This is a genomic window from Pseudomonas sp. PDM02 (assembly GCF_014852285.1).
Classification (GTDB): domain Bacteria; phylum Pseudomonadota; class Gammaproteobacteria; order Pseudomonadales; family Pseudomonadaceae; genus Aquipseudomonas; species Aquipseudomonas migulae.
This window is the reverse complement of sequence record NZ_JACVBL010000010.1, coordinates 72,711-96,043: the sequence shown is the minus strand read 5'-3', so window position 1 is coordinate 96,043 and position 23,333 is coordinate 72,711. Positions and strand designations below refer to the sequence as shown.

The following is a 23,333-nucleotide window of genomic DNA, read 5'->3' as shown; positions in this document are numbered from 1 at the left end:
CTTCATCGTTCGATATGAAGGCGCTTCGAACAGCGAAGGACTGCCTTCCATTATTTGAAACACAAGCTCAATTCAAATCGGCCGCAATCAGGGGCGTGCCGGCTGTTGCACCTGGTCTTTCTGGTCTGCAAACAGCTGGGTGATGTCGCCGCCCAGGCGGTAGTTTTTCATCGGTTCGACCGATTGGCGCCAGCGGTTGGTTTGCGCTGAGCAGTCGTATAGCGCGCAGTACGGTTCCAGCCAGGCAAACTTGCCATCCTCGTTGAGGTCTTCGAGTGCTTGTTTGTGGCCGGTCTTGCGTTCAAACAAACCTGGATTCTTGATGCCTTCTTCCACGCGTGTCGCCAGACGCCGCATGGCGCCATGGTTTTCTTCGCGCAGGTCGACGCCGTTGGCTTGGGCGAAGGAGGCGATCATCATCAGCGGCCCCATCGCGTAGTTATGGTAAGCCAGTGCGCGGGTGTCGCGGCCCAATTCGTTGGGCAGGTACCCGTCGGCATCGACCTGGGATGCGCCGATGCGAAACTGTGCGACGGACCAGTCGAACAGGTCGCGCCGGTCAACCACCACGGAGGCCGCCATGACGGACCATGCCGCCCAATACTGGTGATTGTTGAGGCGGTCCAGCGGTTGGTCGCGCCAGTCTCGCACTACCTGTTCGGCGAGCTTGCCGATCCAGGCTTCGATGGGACGGGTCTGCGCTTCACGGCCCCTCAATGGCTGTGATTGCGAAAACTTGAGCCTCAGGTACGCCGAAGAAATACTGCCCAGCGCCCATTTGCGCATCGACTTGCCGGTGTGGGTGTAGGTGGTGCTCAGCAGCGCCTGCGCCTTGGCCCAATCGCCCAGCCAGCTCAACGTGCAGTCCACATGACCGGTGCGGCCGAGCCGCAAATAGGCGGCGACTTGTTTGTTGACGCCTTTTTCCAGTTCGTTGATATCGCCGGACATTTCCTTGTAGCGTTTGTTGGATTCTGCGTTGAGCTGATCCCGTGCCTTGCCCGAGCCTTCGTATTTGCTGGGGATCAACAGGTCACCGGTATAGGGTTTGGGCGTCGCCGGACAGCTCTGCGCGTCGCCTTTTTTCTCTGTGGCCGGCGCGTAATAGCCCTGCGGCGGGCGAAGTTGTGCGGTCGCCTGCATGATCGGCCCCATCAGAATGAAGGCCACGCCAATGGCGGCCCAGTGTGCCGGGCGCATCAGTTTTCCTCCGTCTGCGCGGTGCGCAGGGTCGGTGCTGCCGTGATGGCGGGTTTGACGCACAGTCGGGTCGAAAGCCCTGTGGTGGTCATTCCCGGCGGCGGTTGCACGTCCATGGAAAGAAGCGTCTGTTCGCCCCAGTCCCCGTCGCCGCGCAGCTCGAAGGCGAAGCGGCCCTGGGTATTGACCGTCGGCGAACGGCTCAAGCTGAGGTTTTCCTGGCGACCGTTCAGGTAGGTCAGGGTCGCGTTCAACAGACGCACGCCGGGGTCCGCGAACTTGAGGTCGACCTGATAACGATTGCCCTTGATCGGATACACGTTGCCGCCACTGCCGTTGAACAACACCTGATTGCGGCCGCTGTGCAGGGTCGCCTGGCTTTTGAGCAACGGGGACTGGTTGTCGCAGCCATCGCTCAGCGCCGCCATTGCCTGGCGGTAGAAGCTGGATTTGCCGAGGCTGTCGAGGTTGTCGGTTTCCCACACCAGTACCGCCGGCGGGGCGTTCTGGAAGTCGTCGCCGAGCAGGTAGGCGATCAACGAATCATCGTAGCCACCGCCCGGTACGCTGAAGTTGCGGACCGGCGTCTCCAGGTATTGTTCAAGGAAACCGGGGAAGTTGAACAGCTCGCTGCTGGCGCTGGTGCCGATCAGTGCGACCTTGGCCGGACCCTTGGCATCGCCTTGGGCGCGGGTTTGATAACGGGTCACATACTGCGCCGCATAACCGTTGCCGCAGATCTGTGCGGCGGCTTTTTGCAGCGTGCCCGAGCGTCCCAGCAGGCCGGCCGGTTGACTGGCGAAGACCTGATGCGGCAACGCCTTGAGCACATCGTTGCCCTTGAGCGTCTGGGCTACCAATTGGGCACTGCGGTCGGCGCCATAGGGCGTCCAGTTGTGATCGCCCTTGAAGTAGAAGGGCTGCCCGGCGGGCTGTGGCGAACTCAGCAGGTTGGCAAAGTCGGGTGCCAGGATGCCCAGGCCGCGCACCCGGTCCAGGGTTTGCAGGTAGTTTTGCCGGGCCCTGGCCTGATCGAAGCTGGCCAGTTCCAGCGGCGTCAGGCGGTCGGCGTGCAGCAGGCCGCGACTGGGTGGCATCACCAGCACCAGTTCGACCCCACGCTGGGCGAGCCCGTCGCGCAGGCGCTTGAGGGCTTTGTAGCCGCTCTCATCGAGGCCGAAGTCGGTGCGCAAATCGCTACGGGTGCGGAAGAGCCATTGGTCCTTGGCCTCCACCAGCGTCGCGTAGTTTTTCAGTTCCGGTGGCTCGTAATAGGTTGCCTGCGCCGCTTGCGGGCACAGCTGACAGCAGGCCTCGGCCGTGTACTGCGGCTGCGCCTGTGCCCCCATCGACATGGACAGCAGGCCAAGCGCGGCAAATCCATGAAAGGTGTTCATCGGCAGGCTCCTCACAGTGTCTCGGGCAGAATCAACGCGGCGGCATGGCGGCGCAGGAGGATGTCCATCAAGTCGCCCTGAACGTCCCCTAGCAAACCGGTGAAGGCCAGGCCGTCCTGTTTCTGCGGCGCGAGAAAGGTCAAGTCATAGAGTTCCAGGCGCGAGGGTGAAAACACGGCGATGGGGCTGGAACCGTTGCCGATCAGCTTGCCGCCGACCACGGTGAGCGACAGCTTGGCTTCGTAAGGGTCTTCCTTGAGATCGCGGTCGCTGCCACGCAAATCCTTGGTGTGGCCATAGATCCCGGTCAGGGCGTTGGCCATCAGCTCGTTTTCATACAGGCGTACGCCGGTGCTGTTGCGCACGCGGATCCCGTGTCGGTCATTGTCCGCCGCGCGGTTGCGCCAGATCAGGTTATTGCCGCTCTCGTACAAGGTGATGCCGTCGGAGCGGTTTTTGTAGGTTTCGTTGTAGGCCAGCAGGTTATTGACGCTGGAACGGTCCAGGACGATGCCCGACAGATGATTGTTGTAGGTGCGGTTGTAGATGATCCAGCTGTCGTTGACCTCGCGCGAGAGGATGATGCCGTGCTTCTTGTGGGTATCGAAGACATCGTTATGGGCAATGATCAGCCGGCGCGAACGGTCGTGCGGGTCGATGCCATATACGATGTTTGCGCGATAGGTGTTGCGCAGAATCACCACGTCGTCGGCCTCGTAGCAATAGAAGCCGAAATAGTTGTCGATGAACTGCGAATTGATCAGCCAGCCGGTCGGCTTTTTGCGCTTCATCTTCGGCGCCATGCTCGGGCTGTACTGGGAAATACTCACCCCATAGCTCTTGCTCTCGGTGTAGCCGAAGCTGGTGATGGTGCTGTTGACGATGTAGGTCTCGGTGCCGCCCCAGGAAATCAGGAACGGGCGAAACGTTTCCTCTTTTTTGAACCAGGCCGGGCTGTCGTCTTTCTCGCTCCAGGCACTGACCTTGGTATCGGTAATGAACAGTTTGCCGTCATTGACCAGGAAGGAACCGCCGTCCTGGGACAAGCGCAATTCCTTGACCGATTTGTCGATATGCAGCGTCCCGCCGGGACGGATGACGATCGGCAAGCGCGCCAGAAACACCCCCGGTGCGGTCTCGCGCAGGGCTGTCTGCGGCAGGCTGCGTGCCAGTTGCGTCAGGCTCATGTAGCCACGGTCGATGAAGATCGCCACGGGCATTTGCTTCTGGCGCACCACCCATTCCTTGAAGCGGTCCTGGCCGCCGATGAACTCGTCCAGCGCGTTTTCCTTGAGCATCGGTTGGATCAAGGCACGGCCGGCGGGCTTGTAGGCAATCTTCGCGGCGACTGCCTCGGCGGTATAGCCGGACAGGTCGGGCATTTTCGGTTCCTTGATCAGCAACGGTTTTCCCGGAGCCTCGCTGATGCTGTAGCGCGGTATCAGGAGGTCACCTGCCGCACTGGCACCTGCCGTCTGCACCAACAGCATTGCGGCGAGCATCAGTCCTATCTTGACGACACGGTCCATAAGTCTCACTCATCCAAAAGGCAGCCGGTTGTGATCAATGTGCCGTTGCCCGCGATGGCTTCAGCGCGGGCAGCCACCGGGTCCTAGATTTTCCAGACGAAATCGATGAACGCCCGGTGCATGCTCGAATCGGTGTCATTGGCGTAGGCGTCACCGGGGAAGAACACGCCCAGGCGCAGGCGGATCAGTGCCGAGGGTTCGTCGACCCAATCCACCATGCTCGCGGGCAACAGGCCTTGCTTGAAGTACTTGGTCATGACCAGATCGACTTCCTGGCCCAGGTCCTTCTCGCCGTCCACCAGCGCCGCATTGATGATCCCGTCGTCGCCGGTTTCCGTCTGGTCGTCGACCCGCCAGAAGCGGTGGTAGACGAGGCTGGCGTCGTAGTCCTCGCGATACGACCAGGCGCCGAACAGCGTTGCGGTCTGGAGGTTGCTCAGTTCACCGCGAAAGGCTTCGCCGAAGCGGTGTACCCGTGAGCGCGTGCCGGTGTAGTTGGAGCGGTTGCTTTGCAGGCCGGTTTGCTGGAACTGGTTCTCCTGGTCGTTGCCGCCGCCATCGCCACGGGCGGCGGCAGCACCGAGGCGCCAGGCGTCATCGATGTTCCAGCGCAAGCCCAGGTCCGCGGCCCAGGAATTGACGTCGCCGCTGGTGTGGCCTGTCGCGATTCGATCGCCGGAAGGGACGATCACGCTGTTGAGGTTGTCGCGATCGCCGGTCAGCCAGGTTGCGTTGATCCAGTAATTGAGCGGCATCGTCGAGCGATAGTTGTAGCCGTCACCGTTCGCTTCAAGGCCGACCCAGGTCAGGCTGCCGGTGGTGGTCTTGTCGAGTGTGTCGAGCCGGTCACCGGGGTCCGGCAGATTGCCGCTGTCTTCCGAGTGATGTACGCGCAGGCCGACCCAATTGTTGGGCGTCCATTGCGTAGAGATGTCGGCGAAGGCATGGGAGCGGTCTTTGTCTTCCGGCGCCAGGTCGTCCAGGTCGGTGCGGTAGTCGGAAAAGCGTTGAGCGGCGCCGACGTGGCTGCGCAGCAGCGTGGTTTCGAAGGTCCAGTTGAGCGCTTCGATGTTGGTGTCCATCCACTCGCCGCTGTCCTCACGCAGACGCTGGCGCCCCAGGCGCAGATGCTCGCCCGGATAGGCCGTGATGCCCGAATAGTCGACCCAGAATTCGCGAAGCGCCAGGTAGCTGTCATCCGCTTCACGGGTGTTGCTGTCGTCGACGCCGTTGTTTACGGTGTCGGTGTCGATGGTGTCGGTCGCCGCTACCGCCTGGCCCATCACATAGGCGCTCCAGTTGCCCCATTGGCCAAAGGCCCAGGGGCGCAGGTCGAGGCCAATATCGTTGAGGGTGCCACCGGGTGCAGTGCCCAGGTCCCGGTCGTCCTGCGACTCGCCGGTAATCTTCACATCCAGGCCGAAATTCTTCGGCGCCACTTCCGCCGCCAGCACCAGACCGGCGCTGCACATCAGCGAAACTCCCAGACCATAACCTGCCAACAGTGCTTGTTTCATAGTAAGTCCTGTCCATTTTCCGGAGTTTGCAGCCTGGCGAGAGCCGCGCCCGTCAGACGGGCCTGAGCTTCTTCCTCAAGTAAGGGCTGCGCGATTTTCCTCTCTGCCGGGGTCATCCCCGACTGCACGGCCGACAGCACTGGCCCCGCATTTACCACGCCCTGGCGTTGCGCGAGTTGCGCAAAGACAAAAGCATTGATTCGATTGACCTTGACCCCGCGTGAATCGGAAAACATGTGCGCCAGCGCCAGGTCGGCATTGGGCGAACCGTTGCGCGCTGCCAGCAGCAAGTGTTGCAGCGCTTTCTGTGGTTCGACCTGGCCCAGATAACCGCGCCGGTACAACTGGCCGAGGTAGTAATGCGCCCCGACTTCACCGGCGGCGGCCGCCTTGAGCAGGTGCTCTTGCGCCAGGCGCGGATCCTGCGGCAGCCATTTGCCGAGGTAATACAGGCGCCCGGTCAGCAGTTCCGCCCGTGGATCGCCCGCTTCGCGCCCGCGCTGCAAGGCCGAGAGCAATTGCGGCGCATCGCCTTGGGCGGGGTAGTCGTCGATCAGCCGCGCCAGGCTGGTCCAGGCCGGTGGATAGTCGGGTGCCAGTTCTTCGAGCAGGCGCTGGGCGCTTTGCGGATCGGCCGGGCCTTCGAGTGTCGGCGTCGACAGAACGCGCGCCACCGACTCGACCCGCAAGGGCGCGACTCGTCCCTCACGCCAACCCTGGCGCAACTGCGCCAGCAAGTCGGCTTGCGCCTTGGACTGGGCGCGCATCCGGTTGATGGTGGCCAGCTCTACATAACAGGCATCGAGTAATGCCAGTCTCGCCCGGCACATCTGCTCGATCTGCGGCAGATGAGCGTTATAAGTGCCCTGATTGCGGTAAATCAAAATCTGCGCCAGGTCGGCCTCGACAATGCCCTGGGCGCGCCAACTGTTGACCTTCTGCTGCGGATCCACCCCCGGCGTCAGTTGCGGGTAGCCCAGGTACAACAAGGTCAGCGGCACCACTGCACTGAACTCGCCTTTGTCCAGCGCGCCTTCCAGCAATTGCCGGGCCTCTTGCACTTGCTTGGGATCCGTCGGTCCCTGACGCAGCAACACGCGGCCCAGACGTGACTGCGCCTTGACCGATTCCGGCGCGGCCTGCCGGTACAATCCCTCAGCCTCTTTCAGGCTCGCGGGGTCGCCCGCCGAGGCCGTCAAGTCGCCCATTCCGGCCTGGGCGTCGGCATAGCCGTCCTCGGCCAGCGGCGCGAAGTTCTTGCGAGCCGTTTCATAATCGCCGCGCGCCATGGCCTCGCGCGCCAAGCCTTGATCGGGGAGGGTGCCGCACCCATGAATCATTGTCAGGGCCGCGGCCAGCGCGGAAAACCGCAGCCCCGATCGCCATGCGCCGTTCATTTTCCGGCCGCCATGACTTTATTCGCCCAGGTGTTTTTCACCCAGGCATTGGCCGCCGAGGCACTCTGCACCCAGACATTGCCTTGCAGGTCTTCGATACTGACCTCCACCGGCCGCCCGGCCTGATCGGTTTGCAACGGGCTGTCAGGCTCAATGGTGACCCGCAGGTCCGAGGCCAGGCCGCCGTTGTCCAGCGCCACCGCAGTGATTTTGCCCGCGCGTGGCTGTTCTTCGCCGATCAACTGGAAGCTCACCGCTTTGCCGGGCTGGATCTTGGCAAAATTCTTGTAGGGGAAGCGCGCCTCGATGGTTGCCACACCGTCGATCGGCATCAACTCGTACACCGTGGTGCCCTTGCCGACGACCTGGCCGTCCGGCACCAACTGCGACACCACCCGGCAATCGCAAGGGCTGGTCAACGAGCCTTGCAGGGTTCGGCTGAACAGGCGCTCAAGGTTTTCCGGGGTCGCCTGTCCGGGCGGCAGGTTGCCTTTCATCACATCCAGCAGCGAGGCGGAAAAGGTCGCCAGCGGGGCGCCCTTGGCCACCACCGCCCCCACTTTGACCAACGAATTGACGCTGCCGTCGCGCGGCAGGCCGATCAACTGGCCGGGCACATTGACCCGCGCCGATTCGGCATGGGTGACGAAATAAATGCCATACAACTGGTGCACCACATAGCCAAAGGCAAACAGTCCCACCAGGAACATCAGCAGGCTTACCGCGGTGGCCCGCACGCGAGCGAGAATGCCCATGCCGTGGCCGCTTTCGTGCTTTCGCGGCTTGGTGAAGTTGTCGCGCTGCTGGGTCGAGAGCATGTCACCCAGGCTGATCACCCCGCCCGAAAGGTAAGAGGTGATCACGTAACGCAAGGCGGAAATCGCACGAGGGCGCAGGTTTTGAAACTCGCAACCTATGCGCTGCCCCTCGTCGTTAATCGAGCGCACGACAAACTCCACGTCGATGGCAAACCCCAGTGCATCGACCTGGAACACCAGTTTGCCTTTGTGTTGCCGGCCAACGATCAGCGTTGTACCCGGCTGACTCAGGCTGAATCCACCGGCTGACAAGTCGATCAGCTCGCAATCGAACGGCTCCCGGTCCGACCCGTGAAACTTGATCCTCGCCGGTAGCGTGAGCCGCGCATGCTGACGCTGCACCTCCGACTCGTGCACGACATTGTCATCAACAGCAACAAAAGCTGTGTTCATAACGCGTTCCTTCCCATCGATTGAGTCCGATCCGGCACGGCCTGCCACGGCCCTGACACCTGCACTACACAATCCACATCAGCAACGCGCAAAACACGCTGCCCGCCGAAAACGTCATGGCCCGCGACGACCAGGTATTGAACCAGCGCTGATAGCTCGCCAGCCCACGGTCGAGTTTGGTTTTCTGGCGCGTCCACGATTGCTGGTCGAGACGGAAGAACACGTAGATCTTCACCATGGCGCCGACCAGTTGGTTGTAATAGAGAATTAGGGGATAAGCCGGCCCGACCGGGTGCCCCGACGCCAGCAACAGAAGACTCAGGATCAGGCGCGTCACGCCGATCCAGAGCACATAAATCAGCAAGTAGGCGATGCTGTATTTGAGGCTGGCAATGATCGCCACCGACGGCCCGAGCAGGCTGGCCCACATCGATACGCGTTGGTCGAGCAGCACCAGCGAGGTGAACCAGCCCAGCCGCCGCACGCCCAGGTGCAGGGCCCGTGAGTTCTGCCGCAGGTTATTGCCATACCAGCGGAACATCAGCTTGCGGCTGGCCTTGATGAAGTTCTTTTCCGGTGGATGCTCGACGGTGTTGATCGCCGCGTCGGGCACATAAAAGGTGTCGTAGCCCAGCCGCATCAGGCTGTACCAACTGGACTTGTCATCACCGGTCAAAAAGCGGAAACGCCCCAGGCGCCAGTGCTGCAGATAATCGCGCTCAACGTCTTGAATGAAGCCGGGATCAGTCACCACCTGGGCGCGGAACACCGACATCCGCCCGGTCATTGTCAGCACGCGCTTGCCCAGTGCCATCGAGCACATATTGATGTGCCGCTGGGCGAACCGCAGCTTGTGCCATTCGCTCATCAGGTAGCTGCCGCGTACCTCGCAGAACTCATTGGTGGTCAACCCGCCGACGTTCGGAAAGAGCTTGAACCAGGGCACGGTCTGACGTACCAGCCCGGCGGAGAGCACGGTGTCGCCATCGACCACGGCCACCACTGCATCGGCGTCCGGCACGTGCCGGGAGATCGCCCGGAAACCATGGGCCAGGCCGTCGCGCTTGCCGGTGCCGGGAATCCGCACGAAGCTCAGCTTGACCTGCTCCGGCGGGGTATAGCTGTCCCAGAGTGCCTTGATCAGCAATTCATCGGCGAGCTCGACGATGGAACAGACCACCGTGGTCGGGTAACCACAACCGATGGCTTCTTCGATCACCGAGCGGTACACCTGCGCCGTGGTCAACGCCTCGATCCGAAAACTGGTGACCAGCAAAAACACGTGCGACGGGTCGGCAATGCTGCCGAGCCGGGTGACTTTGCGTCTGTAGTAGGGGAACACCAGATAAAGGAACAGTAACCCTCGTATGTAATGGACAGCCCCCATCGAGTAGCGCCAGATACCGACCGCTCCCAGCAACAGGAGAAAGTCCCTGGATTGGGGATCGAACACTGAGCGCGGCAGCAGCAATGCAAGCCCCAGCAACGCGGTGACGTAAAACAGCCAGCCCGCCGCTTCGCGCAAGTAATCCCTGGCACCAGCCATACTTGTGACTCCTGTTCGATAAACCCGTATTGCCCGGGTTGCAGTTCGGTGACTCTCTTACCAGCAGATGCCTTCGAGCTGATCGTCACTGGTGTGTGGCATGAAACCCACCAGGTCAACCACCTGCTTGCCCTCGGGCACCTCAAGCGCGAGGGCTCTGAAGGACTCGTCACCGTTGCCAAGCACAATCACCTCCGCTTCGTCGATCACCTTCACAAGGTCAGCGCGTAGCAGCGAAGCCAGGTGCGGAATCTTCGATTCGATGTAGTCCTTGTTGGCGCCGTAGATGCGCGCGTATTCAACGTTGCGGTCGAAGATATGCAGGTCGTAGCCCTTGCCGATCAACATCTCGGCCAACTCCACCAGCGGGCTTTCGCGCAGGTCATCGGTGCCGGCCTTGAAGCTCAGGCCGAGCAGGGCGATACGCCGCTTGCCGTAACTGGTGATGATGTCGAAGGCTCGCTGAACCTGCGCCGCATTGCTGCGCATGATCGACGCCAGCAGCGGGTGCTCGACATCCAGCTGCCCGGCGCGGTAATTCAACGCACGCACATCCTTGGGCAGGCAGGAACCGCCGAACGCGAATCCGGGGCGCATGTAATAACGCGACAGGTTGAGCTTGGTGTCCTGGCAGACCACGTCCATCACGTCGCGACCGTCCACGCCGGCAGCCTTCGCGATATTGCCGATCTCATTGGCGAAGGTGACTTTGGTCGCGTGCCAGACATTGCAGGTGTACTTGATCATCTCGGCCACTTCGATACTGCGGCGCAGGAGCGGCGCGTCCAGCTCTTGAAAGAGCGAGGCGAGCAGGTCACCGCTGCGTTGGTCGAGTTCACCGATCACTGTCATGGGCGGACAGTTGTAGTCCTTGATTGCCGTACTTTCACGCAGGAACTCCGGGTTGATCGCCACACCGAAGTCGACCCCGGCCTTCTTGCCGGAACAGTCTTCGAGGATCGGGATCACCACATTCTTGACGGTGCCCGGCAGTACCGTGCTGCGCACCACCACCGTATGCCAACTGTCCTTGGTGTGCAGGGCTTCGCCGATCTCGCGGCACACGGACTCTATGTAGACCAGATCCAGATCGCCATTCTTCTTGCAGGGCGTTCCGACGCAGAGGAACGACATCTGCGTGTCCATCACGGCCGCCTTTACATTACTGCTGCCGCGCAGCCGCCCTGAATTCACCCCCTGTTCGAGCAGCGGTTCCAGGCCGGGCTCGACGATAGGCGATTTGCCCTGGTTGATCAGGTCAATCTTGACTTGCGAGACATCCACCCCGATTACGTCATGACCGCGAGCAGACAGACAGCCCGCGCATACAGCGCCCACATACCCCAGACCAAATATGCTGATACGCATTGGTAAGTTCCCCATATACCCGGATTTCGGATGGCCGTCGGCATACCACACAGGCCGACAGTTGCTCTATTTGGCTAACTAAGCGGCAGTTTGGTTCAACGTGTTTTTCGGGCCGGCAATCGCAGAACCAAGAGTGTAGACAAACATCTTCCTGGCACTGTCATTTTTTTTAACAGGAATTTCGAACAGTTCGCGCCAGTAATATAAAGAGTGGGGGTTACAAGGAAGGTGCCAAAAGACAATGTGTGAATTGCAAATAAAAAACATCAACAAAAACAGATGGATATCTAACTTATTTCGTTTGGTCATATGAGTAGAATATGTATTTTTGCACCAAAATCAGGCAGGTAGATATATCGTTTTTTTGAAGCGGCACTGGCGCGGTGCAACGCCAGCGTTACAATTTTGCAATCAGCCAAATCAATTTTTTATTAGAGTGTAAAGTTGCTGAGACATGTCAAATTTTCAATAACGGTTTTATTGGCGTTTTTATTATGCGTGATAGTCAATATCTTGGAGCTGCATAATATGATCAAGCAATAAAAAACCGCATTAATGCGGTTTTTTATTGCGGTTGAAATGTGAGGGAGTTAGAGGCTATTGGCCAGTTTCCCGGTGGAGAGGCGGCGCTTGTACGCGGTGTCGCGATTGGCCAGCCAGTAGTAGAGCGGCGAGGTGATGATCAGGCCCACCAGCCAGGACAGGTCAGCGCCATTGATGTGCTGCGAAATCGGCCCGACGTACAGCGGTGTGTTCATGAACGGAATCTGCACCACGATCCCGATCGCGTACGCCAACAGTGCCTGCGGGTTGTACCGGCCGTAGATACCACCATCGACTTTGAAGATCGAGTTGATGTCGTACTGGCCTTTGTGGATGGCGTAGAAGTCGATCAGGTTGATCGCGGTCCATGGCACCAACACCACGAGCAACACCAGCACCATGTCGACGAAGTGGCCAATGAAGTTGGCGGAGGCGCCGACGGCGGCGAAGCAGCAGGCGGCGAGGAGGATGATCGACAGGATGGCGCGGCTTTTGGCGGTGGGGATCCAGCGGTAGGCGAAGGTTTGCACCAGGGTAATCAGCGACAGCACGGCACCGTAGAGATTGAGGGCGTTGTGGCTGATGACGCTGAGCAGGAACAGCACGAGCATCAACGGGCCGATGGAGCCGGTGGCGAGTTTGACGGCGTCCATGGTGTCCATGCCGACGGGCGTGGCGAGGACGGCGACGGCGCCGAAGATGAACGAGAGGCTGGAGCCGAGCACGGTGCCCAGATACGTCGTCCAGAAGGTTGCGGCGACGGGTACGTTGGCCGGCAGGTAGCGCGAGTAGTCGGAGACGTAAGGCGCGAAAGCGATTTGCCAGAGCGCAGCAAGGGACACGGTGGCGAGCCAGCCGGAAATATTGAAGCTGCCGCGTGTGAGGAAATCGGCGGTCTGCACGTGAGTGAAGATGTAGCCGAAGCCGAGCACGATACCCGCGCCGAGCACCCAGGTGCCGATGCGGTTGAGCACGTGGATGAAGCGATAGCCAATGATGCCGATGATGCCGGAACCGAGGGCGCCGATGACGATGCCGACCGGCACCGGCACGCTGTCGACCACGCCATGCAGGGACTTGCCGGCGAGGACGATATTGGAGGCGAAGAAGCCGATGTACATGATGCCGGCGATCAGCACCACCAGCAGCGCGCCGAGGGAACCGAACTGGGCGCGGCTCTGGATCATTTGCGGGATGCCCATCTGCGGGCCTTGCGCCGAGTGCAGTGCCATCAGCACGCCGCCGACCAGGTGGCCGACGAGGATGGCGACAATGCCCCACACCAGGTTGAGGTGAAACATCTGCACGCCGAGGGCGCCGGTGACGATGGGCAGCGGGGCGATGTTGCCGCCGAACCAGAGGGTGAACAGGTCACGGGTTTTGCCGTGGCGATCTTCGGGTGGCACGTAGCCGATGGTGTGTTTTTCGATGAGTGGGGCGGGGGCTGTTGCTGCGGTAACCATGACGGACTCCAAGGCAATTTTGAGTACGTGGACGTACTTCGGTGAGCGCCGCGTGGGGCGACGCTTTTCTTGTTGGAGTTGATGATGTGCGGTGGGGTGGGATAGATAAATTAGTAGTTTTGTTGGTACAGACGTTAAAAAATGTATGCCTGTGGGCAGGTCAAAAACCTGTGGGAGCGGGCTTGCTCCCATAGGGTAATCCGGGGTGTCGCAACCTGTAGGAGCCGGCTTGCTGGCGATGGCGATTATAAGGGCGCCATCGCCAGCAAGCCGGCTCCTACAAAGGCAAGCGCGTGCGGTCACGAATATTGGTTTTATTTACAAATGGATGTGAGCATTCGTTGCAGCATCGCGTCGCAGGCATTGAGTTGTTCAAGTCTGATGAACTCATCCGGTTTATGGCCCTGATCCATGCTCCCGGGACCACAGACAACGGTGGGGATTCCTGCGGCGTCAAACAGGCCGCCCTCGGTGCCAAAGGCCACTGTTCCAAATTCCCTGGAACCGGAAAATGCAGCGATCAACTCAGCCGCTTCGCTGTGTGCATCCGTCGCCAATCCGGGATACGCCGACAACTCGCTGAAGCGAATCTCGCTCTGTTCACTGACCGCACGCATTCGCGGCAGCACTTGCTGCTCGGCGTAGGTTTTCAGTTCCTGGGCGACTTCACTCGGATCATGCGAGGGCAGCGCGCGGATTTCGAAGTCGAAGCGGCAATCGGCCGGAACGATGTTCAAGGCTTTTCCACCGGAAATCACACCGGTTTGTACGGTGGAAAATGGCGGATCGAAACGCGCATCGTGATGCTCGGGCGCTTTGAGTCGGTTGCCAATCCGTCCCAACTCACCGATCAATTCGGCGGCGTACTCAATGGCATTGACCCCAAGCGGCGCATACGCCGAATGGCACGCTTCACCGTGAATATCACAGCGCATCGCCAGTTTTCCCTTGTGCCCGAGCACCGGTTTCAGCTCAGTCGGCTCGCCAATGATGCACAGCATCGGTTTGACCGGGCGTAGTTCCAGCTCCGCCAGTAAAGAACGCACACCGAGGCAGCCGACCTCTTCATCGTACGAAAGTGCGATGTGCACCGGCAGTCTCAGCGAAGCGTTTACCAAGGATGGAACGAGGGCAAGCACGCAAGCAATGTAGCCCTTCATGTCCGCCGTACCGCGACCGTACAACTTGCCATCGCACTCGGTCAGTTCGAACGGCGCAACGGTCCACGGCTGGCCATCGACGGGCACCACGTCGGTATGTCCCGACAGCACGATGCCCGGCTTGTCCGCCGGGCCGATCGTGGCAAACAGATTGGCCTTGCTGCGCTGCTCGTTGTAGATCAGTTCACAAGGCACATCGAGACTCGCGAGATAGTCGCGGACAAACTCGATGAGCTGAAGGTTCGATTCGCGGCTCGTGGTGTCGAACGCCACCAGGGTTTGCAGCACGTCGCGGCTGCTGCTCATCGGTCGTCTCCGGCGACGCCGTAGCCGGGGGATTTGTCCGGGGCGAGGGCACGGTCGATGTAGTCCTGGACTTGTGGGCGGTAGGCATCCCAGAGTTTTTCGAGCTGACCGATTGGATCGTTGTCCGCCCAGTCGACTCGCAGGTTGATGATCGGCCAGGTCAGTTCGCCGACCACCACCATCGCTGCCGAATGCACCGGCCCGGCTTCGCCACCAGCGGCGATGGCGGCTTTCATCGCGGCGAGCAGGCGGTCGGCGAGTTGACCTTCGCCGTGTTCGAAGGCCTCGACCATCGCCTCGATCACGCCCCGGTCCGCAAGCATGTTGCCGGCGGCCACACATTGTTCACCGGACACGGCGTTGTGGTTGCCCAGGGTTTGCGCACCGCTGAAGTGGGCGGTCTGGCCGAGGTGGTCGATGGCGGTGATCTGCCGGTATTGGCTGTAGCCGTTGCGCGTGAGGACCTTGTCCAGCGCATCGAAGGGCGCGAGGCCTTGCTCCATCAGGGCGAGGACGTCCGGGCCGAGGGAGGGCAGGGTGATGTTTTGCGTGGAGACGGCGCCGACGCCCGGCAGCAGCCACGGGCAGCGGGCGCCGACGGCGATGCTGGAGGAACTGATGGCGATGCCGAACTGACCGGTTTCGGGGCAACGGGCGGCGATGGAGAAGGTCATGGGGTTTGCTCCTTGGCAAATGAGGTGTCTGGGCGGGCCTCTTCGCGAGCAAGCTTCGCTCCTACAGGAAATCCGGATCACCTGTAGGAGCGAAGCTTGCTCGCGAAGGCCGCGACTCGGTCTACTCGGGAATCACCGCAATCACATCAATCTCCATCAACCACTGCGGTTGCCCCAACGCCGACACCACCAACCCGGTCGAAATCGGAAACACGCCTTTCAACCACTTCCCGACTTCCTGATACACCGGCTCGCGATACCGCGGATCGATCAGGTAAGTCGTGGTTTTGACGATGTGACTGAGGTCGCTGCCAGCCTCTTCCAGCAACTGCTTGACGTTGCGCATGGCTTGCTCGGTTTGTGCACGCGGGTCGCCAAGGCCCACCAGACGGCCTTCGAAATCAGTCCCGACCTGGCCACGGACATAAACCGTATTGCCGGCGCGGACCGCCTGGCACAGGTCATTGTCCAGGCTCTGGTTCGGGTAGGTTTCCTTGGTGTTGAACATGCGAATACGGGTATGGGTTGGCGTGGACATGTGAAGCTCCTGGAAAATGGCTTAAGCGCTGACAGTTTTTTTAGGGGCGAGCGAAACAACTTCCGCCTCGCGTTGCGCCGCATCGTGGTAGTCGAGGTACGAACGCTGAATGGCGATGTGATCCGCCACGTACTTGGCGTCATGCCAAACGCCCCAGATGAACGAAGAGCCGCGACGGGACTGCCAAGGCAAACCGAGGAAATACACCCCCGGTTCGCTCGACACACCGCGTTGATGCTGTGGTTTGCCTTTGTCGTCGAAGGCATCGACCTTCAGCCAGCTGTAGTCCGTGGCAAAACCGGTGGCCCAGATGATTGAGGTCACGCCGGCCTTGGCCAGGTCCAGCTCAAGAATCGGATGGGTCACGCACTCCGGATCGGGGAAAGTGATGCGCGCTTCCGGTTCTTGCGGCAGGTCCAGGCCATTGCGTTCGATGTAGGCGTCGGCGGCGTTGAGCAGCGCCAGATAATTCTCGTCGCCACGCGCCAGGTTCTCGGCCAGGTTCGGCTGGAAGGTCGCCACGCCGCCGTTGAACGCCTGGGTCAGGCCGACCAGCGTCATGCCGCGATGAGCGAGGCCACGGAAGTCCACCGTACGGCCGCCATGTGCGCCGCTGACCGCGATGGTCACGTGTTCGCGACCGGGCTTCATCGCCGCTTGATCCCACTCGCCAAGCACCCCCAGCCACCAGCAGAAATCACGGTTGCGATAGGCGCGAGGCGGGCGGTCGTGGGCACCGACGGAGAGGTAAACCTGCTTGCCGGCCCGCTGTAATTCATCGGCGATCTGCACGCCGGACGAGCCCGCGCCAACCACCAGCACCGCGCCTTCAGGCAGTTGCTGCGGGTTGCGATAATCGGCGGAGTGGATTTGCAGGAAAGGCTGATCCTGCGGTGCAATCGGTGGGATGACCGGACGCTGGAAAGGCCCGGTAGCGGCGACCACACGGTTGGCCTCGATCACGCCTTCAGAAGTTTCGATGGTGAAACCCGGACGGCCAACGTTGCGTTCAACTTTCAGCACGTCCACGCCGGTGCGGATCGGCGCGTTGAATTTCTTCGCGTAGGCTTCGAAGTAATCGGCCACGCGTTCTTTCGGTGCAAACTCGTCGGGATTGAGATCGTCAAAATCAAGGCCGGGAAAACGGTCGTGCCACGCCGGACCATTCGCCACCAGCGAATCCCAGCGCCCGGTGCGCCAGCGCTCGGCGATACGGTTGCGCTCCAGCACCAGGTGCGGCACGCCGAGTTTGCTCAGGTGTTCACTCATGGCCACGCCAGCCTGACCGGCACCAACAATCAGCGTATCTGTTTTTATTTTTTCAGTGGTCATCTCTATACCCTTCGAGTTGGATTTAGGTCGCGAACGGCCTGCCATTTCTTGGGCTCAAGACTAGGGATGACCCTGTTATCGGTAAAATATTATTAAGCTGGCATTTGAGTATAAATAACTGATGCAGAGCGTTTGACTCAGCGCCTGTTGAACCCTCGCGATGAAATATGGTTGTATGGTGCAACTATTTTTCAGGGGAGGCCTGAAGTGACCACTCATCCCGCTCTGGTTGAAGAAATCCGCTCTGCGTCGCGCACGATGGTGCGTGAGCTGGGCTTCATGCGCGCCACGCTGGCGGCGACCGACTACTCACCTTCAGCCGTACACGCGCTGCTGGAAATCGAAGCACACCTGGCGCTGACCGCCGCTCAACTCGTGCAGTTGCTCGATCTGGACAAGTCCAGTGTCAGCCGCATGGTGGCCAAGCTCATCAAGGCCGGCGAGCTGGTGGAGAGCGCCGACAGCGATGGTCGCGTCAAGCGCCTGCAATTGACGAAGCAGGGCCGGCGCACGGTGGCTGCGATCCATGCTTATGGGCGAACGCAGGTCCAAACGGCGCTGGAACACTTGAATCCATCACAACAACAAGCGGTCGCCCAAGGGCTGGCGGCGTATGCCCACGCCCTGAATGCACACCGTACCGGCGAAGGAAAAGCGCCGGGCAACCCGGTCGAGATCAGCGTCGGTTACCGTCCCGGTGTCGTTGGGCGCGTGACTGAAATGCATGCCACTTTCTACGCCAGGCACTCAGGGTTCGGGCAGTTTTTCGAGAGCAAGGTCGCCAGCGGCATCGCTGAGTTCGTGGGGCGTCTGGACCAGACTTGCAACAACCTCTGGGTGGCGACAGTGAATGATCGTATCGTCGGCTCGATTGCCATCGACGGGCAGGATCTGGGCAACAACCAAGCCCACCTGCGCTGGTTCATCCTTGATGACGGTTGCCGTGGTGGCGGGGTCGGCCGTCAGTTGCTGCGCGAGGCGGTTGAGTTCTGCGACCGGTTCGGCTTCGAGGCGATTGAGCTGGCAACGTTCAAGGGCCTGGACGCCGCGCGTCGGCTTTATGAAGCTGAAGGTTTTGAGCTGACCCACGAACAGCAAGGCAGTCAGTGGGGCAGCGTGGTGACTGAACAGCAATTCACCCGCCGCAGGGGAGGCGCAAGTCACCCGGTGAAGCTGTAAACTCCCCACACTTTTTACTTCCCCGAACAAGAGAACCCCATGGCGAACCAAGACATCACCTTCACCCCTGATCCCGACGCGGATTCCATCTCCTCCGACGTGGCCGGCTTCAACGGCATCCTGGTCTCCACGCAGATCCCGACCCGCGCCGACGGCAGCCTGGAACTGGGCGACATCACCCTGCAGAGCGAATGCACGTTGCAGGCATTGAAGGTTGCGCTGGAGCGCGCCGGCAGTTCCATGGACCGCGTCATGCACCTGACCATCTACCTCACCGACATGGCCGACCGCGCCGCGTTCAACGAGGTGTACAAGCGCTTCTTCGCCAAACCGTGGCCGGTGCGTGCGGCAGTGGGCGTGGCGTCGCTGGCAGTTGAAGGCATGCGTGTGGAAGTGACTGCGATGGCGGCCAAGGGCTGAGCAAAATAGTAGGAGCAGCCGGTCGACGCTCGATTGCTCGCGATGAACTCAGGCGCAACGCGTTTATTCAGAAAGCGCGCGTAATCGTTGGCCTCCATCGCGAGCAAGCTCGCTCCTACAGGGAAAATGTTGGGCATTCTCATCACATTTATGTGATTTTGGTATTAGTGCTATCCGATTAGTACTGTTTATCAATCAATAGTCTAAGGGTAAGTTGCTTCTCAGCGTTTTCTCGCCGAGAGCACCCCATGACCCATCCCGTAATTCTCTATCGAGTTTCAGCCCTGGCAAAGGCAGGCACCCTGTGTTTTGCCCTGTGCACCTCTGCGGTCGCCGAAGCGGACGAGCGCAGTCCGCTGGTTATCAAGGAGCAGGGCAGCGTGATTGCCGGCGGGAGGGTTGAGACTCAGCCGGGTATCTTTGACCCGTATAAGCCTGCCCTGTCTGATGGCCAAAGCTACCATGGCGACCATGTGTATGCGTTCTACCAGGTCCCGGTTGACGCTCGCCCGTTGCCGATTGTCATGTGGCATGGCGCGGGGCAGTCTGCGAAATCCTGGGAAACGACGGCTGACGGACGCGAAGGGTTTCAGAACATCTTCTTGCGTCGCGGCTTCTCCACCTGGTTGATCGACCAGCCGCGCCGTGGCGATGCAGGACGCAGTCTGGTTGAAACGACGATCAAACCGGTGGCGGACGAGCAGATGTGGTTCAACCAGTTCCGCATTGGCCTGTGGCCCGACACTTTCGAGGGCAGCCAATTCCCTCGGGGGCCGCAGGCGCTGGAGCAGTTCTTCCGCTCGATGACACCCAACACCGGCCCTTATGACATTGAGGTCGTATCCGATGGCGTTTCCGCGCTGCTGGAAAAGACGGGGCCGGCCATTCTGTTTACCCACTCGCAAGGTGGCGGACCCGGCTGGCTGACGGCGATCAAGAGCCGCAATGTGCGGGCTATCGTCGCATTTGAACCGGGCAGCAGCTTCGTGTTTCCCGAGGGGGAAGGTCCCGCGCCGATCCCCAGCGCATTCGACACAGTCTCGGCACAGATCGTCTCGAAGGAACAGTTCGAAGCGCTGACCCGTATCCCCATCCTCATCTTCTACGGCGACAACATCCCCGACAAACCGGTTCGTTTGCCTGCTCAGGACAGCTGGCGTGCCCGTCTGGAGATGGCGCGCCTGTGGCGTGATGCGGTGAATCGCCATGGCGGTGACGTAAAGCTCATTCATTTGCCGGAGATCGGGATCAAGGGCAATAGCCACTTCCCGTTTTCTGACTTGAACAACATCGAGATCGCGGACCTGGTTTCGACCTTTCTCGCAGAAAAAAATCTTGATTGATGACGCGCGCGGCAATGGCTGCCGTGCACCTTGGAAACAGGAATTGGCAGGAATATTCATATGACGCGAACCACGATAAAGGCCACATTCCTGGCCGCCATGATCGGGATGTCCGGAGCCGAAGTCGAGGCAGGGGACTACAAGCAGAATCCATTCACATTGACCTACGGTGGCGCGTTGACGAAGAACGAGCCCGGCAAGGTCAACATCCATCCGGTCACCTACAAACTCAATGGCCTGGACATTGCCGCCAACGTTTACACCCCCGCGAACTATGACTCGGCGAAGAAGTACCCGGTTGTTGTCGTGGCACACCCCAATGGCGGGGTGAAGGAGCAAGTCGCAGGCCTGTATGCCCAGCGCCTGGCAGATCAGGGCTACATCACGATCACTGCGGATGCGGCGTATCAGGGAGGCAGTGGCGGTCAGCCGCGCAACGTCGACAAACCGGCGAACCGCGTCGAAGACATCCATGGCATGGCGGACTTTATCGCCGGCTATCCGGGCGCCGACGACTCGCGTTTGGGCTTGCTCGGTATCTGCGGCGGTGGCGGCTATTCATTGAAGGCGGCGCAAACCGACAAGCGCTTCCAGTCCATCGCAACGGTGAGCATGTTCAATTCCGGACTGGTACGGCGCAATGGCTACAGGGATTCGCAGCTGTCCACCGTTCAGGAGCGTTTACGGCAGGCTTCGGCTGCCCGTGCCCAGGAAGCGGCAGGCGGAGAAATTCTCTACACCGGCGATGCCAAACTCACCGACGAGCAGATCGCCAAGCTGCCATTTGATTTGTATCGGCAGGGTTTTGAGTACTACGGCAAGACTCATGCTCACCCCAACTCGACCTTCAGATACACCCTGAGCAGCCTGCTGGACCTGATGAGCTTCGATGCGACGGATCAGATCGAACTGATCGACAAGCCATTGCTGATGATCGCGGGCAGCAAGGCGGACAGCCTGTATATGTCGGAGCAAGCCTTTGCCAAGGCCACCGGTACACAGGACAAGAAGCTGTTCACCATCGATGGCGCAACTCATATCGAAACCTATTGGGTGCCAGAGTATGTGGACGTCGCCATTGCGCAGTTGAACGCGTTTTACGCCAGAACGCTCTGACTTGGGGGGCATTATGAAAAACACTCTTTTGGGAATTGCGGTTTGCGTCGCAGCGCCCTTTGCCAGCGCTGCGGGTGCTGAAAATGCCGGTGAGTCCCGGTCCGTTCAGCAGATCAGTCGCGCAGGCTCCCAATCTTCCACAGCGGGACCGGCGGATTACTTTACCGGGCAAGTGCGCGTCGACCCCTTGTTCCCCGTCACGAATGAAATCAATGCGTCCAGCGCCTACGTGACCTTCGAGCCGGGGGCGCGTTCGGCCTGGCACACCCATCCCGCAGGCCAGCGATTGGTGGTGGTTTCCGGCGTGGGCTTGACCCAGGAGTGGGGCAAGCCTGTGCAGGAAATCCTTCCCGGGGACGTGATCGTCTGCCCGCCGGGCGTCAAGCATTGGCACGGTGCCGCACCGTCAAGTGCCATGACCCACCTGGCGGTGACCGGTGCTGTGAATGGCAAGAGTGTGGATTGGCTGGAGAAAGTCACCGACGATCAATACCGCGCCCACGAACCCGTGACGCCGACATCAATGTCCACCGAAAATCTCGCTTCCGAGGTGCTGTCCGCGAGGCAGCAAGCCATCCCGCTGATTGCTGCCCACATGGCCAGCAGCAACATGCCGGGGCTGAATACTGCATTGAATCAGGGGCTGGACGCGGGCCTGACCGTCAGCGAGGCGAAGGAAATACTGGTGCAACTCTACGCCTACACCGGTTTTCCACGCAGCCTCAACGCACTTGGCGAGCTGATGAGGGTTGTGGAGGCGCGCAAGAAAAACGGCATCCAGGACGATCCGGGGCGCGAGCCCGGTCGTGTCATTCCCACCGGTGGTGAACTGCTGTCGGTGGGCAAGGCCAATCAGACCCGCATTGCCGGCGCGCCTGTTCAGGGCCCGCTGTTCGACTTCGCCCCTGTCATCAACCAGTACCTGCAGGCGCATTTGTTCGGCGATATTTTCGAGCGCGATAACCTGGACTGGCAAAGTCGTGAGTTGGCCACGGTCGCCGCGTTGGCCGTCACTCCCGGTGTGGAGTCACAGCTGCGTTCGCACATGGCCGCCAGCCTGCGGGTCGGCCTGAGCGTTTCGCAATTGCGTCAATTGGTCCGGCTGCTGGCGGAGCAAGGTCATGTCGATGCGGCCAAGCGAGCCAACGTGGCGCTGGAGGCGGCCCAGGAAAATCAGCCCAAATAGCGCAGGGCTTCGCGCAGCAGTGCGAAGGCGGGCGAGCTCTGGCGTCGGCTCGGGTAATAGAGGTGGTACCCCGAGAACGGCTCGCACCAATCCGCGAGCACGCGAATCAACCGGCCTTGCGCAACATGCTCCTGCACCAGGTCTTCGGGCATATAGGCCAGCCCCAACCCCTGAAGGGCGGCCTCCATGCGCATGGCGATGTTGTTGAACACCATTTGGCCTTCGACGCGTACGTTCAGTTCTTGCCCATCCTTCTCGAACTCCCAGAGAAAGAGGCCGCCGTAAGTCGGCATGCGCAAGGTTATGCAGTTGTGTTGCATGAGGTCGCTTGGGATGTCTGGCTTTGAATGCCGGGCGAAATACGCTGGGGAGCCGACGACCGCCATGCGCATGTCGGGACCGATGCGCATGGCGATCATGTCTTTGGCGACCTGCTCACCCAGCCGAACACCAGCGTCGAAGCCTTCCGCCACAATGTCAGTCAGGCCGTAGTCGACGATGATTTCGATATTGAGATCGGGATTGTCGGGCAGCAGCTTCGCGAGTACCGGTTGCAGGACCGTAATCGCGGAATGCTCGCCGGCGGTAATACGCAGTTTGCCTGCGGGCTTGTCGCGGAATTCGCTGAGCAATGCCAGCTCGATGTCGATCTCTTCGAACCTTGGGGCGATCACTTTCAGCAGATGTTCGCCCGCTTCCGTGGGGGACACGCTGCGCGTGGTGCGAGACAGTAACCTGACGCCCAGTCGTTCCTCCAGCTGGCGCATGGCCCGGCTCAATGCGGGCTGTGACATGCCCAGCCTGGCAGCGGCGCGGGTGAAACTGCGCTCCTGCGCCACGGCCGAGAAGATCGCGAGTTGGTCGTAGCTTTCAACGGTCATTTGTACATCCCTGGGTCACGTTTCCAA

General features: G+C 60.5%; 19 protein-coding genes. 5 read left to right on the top strand and 14 right to left on the bottom strand.

Annotation, left to right across the window (positions count from 1 at the left end; genetic code table 11):
* Positions 1–87 precede the first annotated feature (87 nt).
* The 13 genes from IB245_RS18690 to IB245_RS18630 form a co-directional block, all read right to left on the bottom strand.
* A complete protein-coding gene (locus tag IB245_RS18690; protein WP_192228293.1) occupies positions 88–1,200 on the bottom strand; it encodes a mannuronate-specific alginate lyase in 1,113 nt (370 codons plus the stop codon).
* A complete protein-coding gene (locus IB245_RS18685) occupies positions 1,200–2,597 on the bottom strand; it encodes an alginate O-acetyltransferase AlgX-related protein (RefSeq protein ID WP_192228292.1) in 1,398 nt (465 codons plus the stop codon). The genes IB245_RS18690 and IB245_RS18685 overlap by 1 nt, the downstream gene beginning before the upstream one ends.
* Before the next feature lie 11 nt (positions 2,598–2,608).
* Positions 2,609–4,126 (bottom strand): mannuronan 5-epimerase AlgG, encoded by a 1,518-nt coding sequence (gene algG, locus IB245_RS18680; RefSeq protein WP_192228291.1) that lies wholly within the window; start codon positions 4,124–4,126, stop codon positions 2,609–2,611.
* Between the two features lie 83 nt (positions 4,127–4,209).
* The gene (locus tag IB245_RS18675; protein WP_223415530.1) at positions 4,210–5,598 is read right to left on the bottom strand and encodes an alginate export family protein; all 1,389 of its coding nucleotides are present in this window, start codon (positions 5,596–5,598) and stop codon (positions 4,210–4,212) included.
* Between the two features lie 41 nt (positions 5,599–5,639).
* Positions 5,640–6,932, bottom strand: coding sequence for an alginate biosynthesis protein AlgK (locus tag IB245_RS18670; protein WP_225609920.1), 1,293 nt, complete (start codon positions 6,930–6,932; stop codon positions 5,640–5,642).
* 104 nt (positions 6,933–7,036) lie between these two features.
* Positions 7,037–8,251: an alginate biosynthesis protein Alg44 gene (locus tag IB245_RS18665; RefSeq protein WP_192228288.1), complete on the bottom strand. Its 1,215-nt coding sequence runs from the start codon at positions 8,249–8,251 to the stop codon at positions 7,037–7,039.
* Positions 8,252–8,315: 64 nt separating this feature from the next.
* A complete protein-coding gene (locus IB245_RS18660) occupies positions 8,316–9,797 on the bottom strand; it encodes a glycosyltransferase family 2 protein (RefSeq protein ID WP_192228287.1) in 1,482 nt (493 codons plus the stop codon).
* A gap of 57 nt (positions 9,798–9,854) precedes the next feature.
* A complete protein-coding gene (locus IB245_RS18655) occupies positions 9,855–11,165 on the bottom strand; it encodes a nucleotide sugar dehydrogenase (RefSeq protein WP_008038962.1) in 1,311 nt (436 codons plus the stop codon).
* A 590-nt stretch (positions 11,166–11,755) separates the two neighbouring features.
* Positions 11,756–13,171: a purine-cytosine permease family protein gene (locus IB245_RS18650; protein ID WP_192228286.1), complete on the bottom strand. Its 1,416-nt coding sequence runs from the start codon at positions 13,169–13,171 to the stop codon at positions 11,756–11,758.
* A 314-nt stretch (positions 13,172–13,485) separates the two neighbouring features.
* The gene (gene argE / locus IB245_RS18645; protein ID WP_192228285.1) at positions 13,486–14,637 is read right to left on the bottom strand and encodes an acetylornithine deacetylase; all 1,152 of its coding nucleotides are present in this window, start codon (positions 14,635–14,637) and stop codon (positions 13,486–13,488) included.
* Positions 14,634–15,311 carry a DUF1028 domain-containing protein gene (locus tag IB245_RS18640; protein WP_192228284.1) on the bottom strand — a complete coding sequence of 226 codons (678 nt, stop codon included), beginning with the start codon at positions 15,309–15,311 and terminating at the stop codon, positions 14,634–14,636. The genes argE and IB245_RS18640 overlap by 4 nt, the downstream gene beginning before the upstream one ends.
* 121 nt (positions 15,312–15,432) lie before the next feature.
* A complete protein-coding gene (locus tag IB245_RS18635; protein ID WP_008038953.1) occupies positions 15,433–15,849 on the bottom strand; it encodes a RidA family protein in 417 nt (138 codons plus the stop codon).
* A gap of 21 nt (positions 15,850–15,870) precedes the next feature.
* Positions 15,871–17,181 carry a flavin-containing monooxygenase gene (locus tag IB245_RS18630; protein WP_192228283.1) on the bottom strand — a complete coding sequence of 437 codons (1,311 nt, stop codon included), beginning with the start codon at positions 17,179–17,181 and terminating at the stop codon, positions 15,871–15,873.
* A gap of 207 nt (positions 17,182–17,388) precedes the next feature.
* Between IB245_RS18630 and IB245_RS18625 the strand changes: the two genes are divergently transcribed.
* From IB245_RS18625 to IB245_RS18605, 5 genes are all read left to right on the top strand, one after another.
* Positions 17,389–18,360: a GNAT family N-acetyltransferase gene (locus IB245_RS18625; protein ID WP_192228282.1), complete on the top strand. Its 972-nt coding sequence runs from the start codon at positions 17,389–17,391 to the stop codon at positions 18,358–18,360.
* Between the two features lie 39 nt (positions 18,361–18,399).
* The gene (locus IB245_RS18620; protein ID WP_008027160.1) at positions 18,400–18,780 is read left to right on the top strand and encodes a RidA family protein; all 381 of its coding nucleotides are present in this window, start codon (positions 18,400–18,402) and stop codon (positions 18,778–18,780) included.
* A 248-nt stretch (positions 18,781–19,028) separates the two neighbouring features.
* Positions 19,029–20,123 carry an alpha/beta hydrolase gene (locus IB245_RS18615; protein WP_192228281.1) on the top strand — a complete coding sequence of 365 codons (1,095 nt, stop codon included), beginning with the start codon at positions 19,029–19,031 and terminating at the stop codon, positions 20,121–20,123.
* Positions 20,124–20,183: 60 nt separating this feature from the next.
* Positions 20,184–21,239, top strand: a complete 1,056-nt coding sequence (locus tag IB245_RS18610) for an alpha/beta hydrolase (RefSeq protein WP_192228280.1) — start codon at positions 20,184–20,186, stop codon at positions 21,237–21,239.
* Positions 21,240–21,252: 13 nt separating this feature from the next.
* Complete coding sequence (locus IB245_RS18605) at positions 21,253–22,425, top strand: cupin domain-containing carboxymuconolactone decarboxylase family protein (protein WP_192228279.1); 1,173 nt, start codon at positions 21,253–21,255, stop codon at positions 22,423–22,425.
* Here IB245_RS18605 and IB245_RS18600 read toward each other — a convergent pair.
* Positions 22,413–23,306 (bottom strand): LysR family transcriptional regulator, encoded by an 894-nt coding sequence (locus tag IB245_RS18600; RefSeq protein ID WP_192228278.1) that lies wholly within the window; start codon positions 23,304–23,306, stop codon positions 22,413–22,415. The two genes, IB245_RS18605 and IB245_RS18600, sit on opposite strands and share 13 nt — an antisense overlap.
* Positions 23,307–23,333 lie beyond the last annotated feature (27 nt).

Bases quoted from the DNA above. Each gene is read 5' to 3' on its own strand.
- IB245_RS18690 (WP_192228293.1), bottom strand. From the start codon at position 1,200: ATGCGCCCGGCACACTGGGCCGCCATTGGCGTGGCCTTCATTCTGATG.
- IB245_RS18685 (WP_192228292.1), bottom strand. From the start codon at position 2,597: ATGAACACCTTTCATGGATTTGCCGCGCTTGGCCTGCTGTCCATGTCG.
- algG (WP_192228291.1), bottom strand. From the start codon at position 4,126: ATGGACCGTGTCGTCAAGATAGGACTGATGCTCGCCGCAATGCTGTTG.
- IB245_RS18675 (WP_223415530.1), bottom strand. From the start codon at position 5,598: ATGTGCAGCGCCGGTCTGGTGCTGGCGGCGGAAGTGGCGCCGAAGAAT.
- IB245_RS18670 (WP_225609920.1), bottom strand. From the start codon at position 6,932: ATGGCGCGCGGCGATTATGAAACGGCTCGCAAGAACTTCGCGCCGCTG.
- IB245_RS18665 (WP_192228288.1), bottom strand. From the start codon at position 8,251: ATGAACACAGCTTTTGTTGCTGTTGATGACAATGTCGTGCACGAGTCG.
- IB245_RS18660 (WP_192228287.1), bottom strand. From the start codon at position 9,797: ATGGCTGGTGCCAGGGATTACTTGCGCGAAGCGGCGGGCTGGCTGTTT.
- IB245_RS18655 (WP_008038962.1), bottom strand. From the start codon at position 11,165: ATGCGTATCAGCATATTTGGTCTGGGGTATGTGGGCGCTGTATGCGCG.
- IB245_RS18650 (WP_192228286.1), bottom strand. From the start codon at position 13,171: ATGGTTACCGCAGCAACAGCCCCCGCCCCACTCATCGAAAAACACACC.
- argE (WP_192228285.1), bottom strand. From the start codon at position 14,637: ATGAGCAGCAGCCGCGACGTGCTGCAAACCCTGGTGGCGTTCGACACC.
- IB245_RS18640 (WP_192228284.1), bottom strand. From the start codon at position 15,311: ATGACCTTCTCCATCGCCGCCCGTTGCCCCGAAACCGGTCAGTTCGGC.
- IB245_RS18635 (WP_008038953.1), bottom strand. From the start codon at position 15,849: ATGTCCACGCCAACCCATACCCGTATTCGCATGTTCAACACCAAGGAA.
- IB245_RS18630 (WP_192228283.1), bottom strand. From the start codon at position 17,181: ATGACCACTGAAAAAATAAAAACAGATACGCTGATTGTTGGTGCCGGT.
- IB245_RS18620 (WP_008027160.1), top strand. From the start codon at position 18,400: ATGGCGAACCAAGACATCACCTTCACCCCTGATCCCGACGCGGATTCC.
- IB245_RS18615 (WP_192228281.1), top strand. From the start codon at position 19,029: ATGACCCATCCCGTAATTCTCTATCGAGTTTCAGCCCTGGCAAAGGCA.
- IB245_RS18610 (WP_192228280.1), top strand. From the start codon at position 20,184: ATGACGCGAACCACGATAAAGGCCACATTCCTGGCCGCCATGATCGGG.
- IB245_RS18605 (WP_192228279.1), top strand. From the start codon at position 21,253: ATGAAAAACACTCTTTTGGGAATTGCGGTTTGCGTCGCAGCGCCCTTT.
- IB245_RS18600 (WP_192228278.1), bottom strand. From the start codon at position 23,306: ATGACCGTTGAAAGCTACGACCAACTCGCGATCTTCTCGGCCGTGGCG.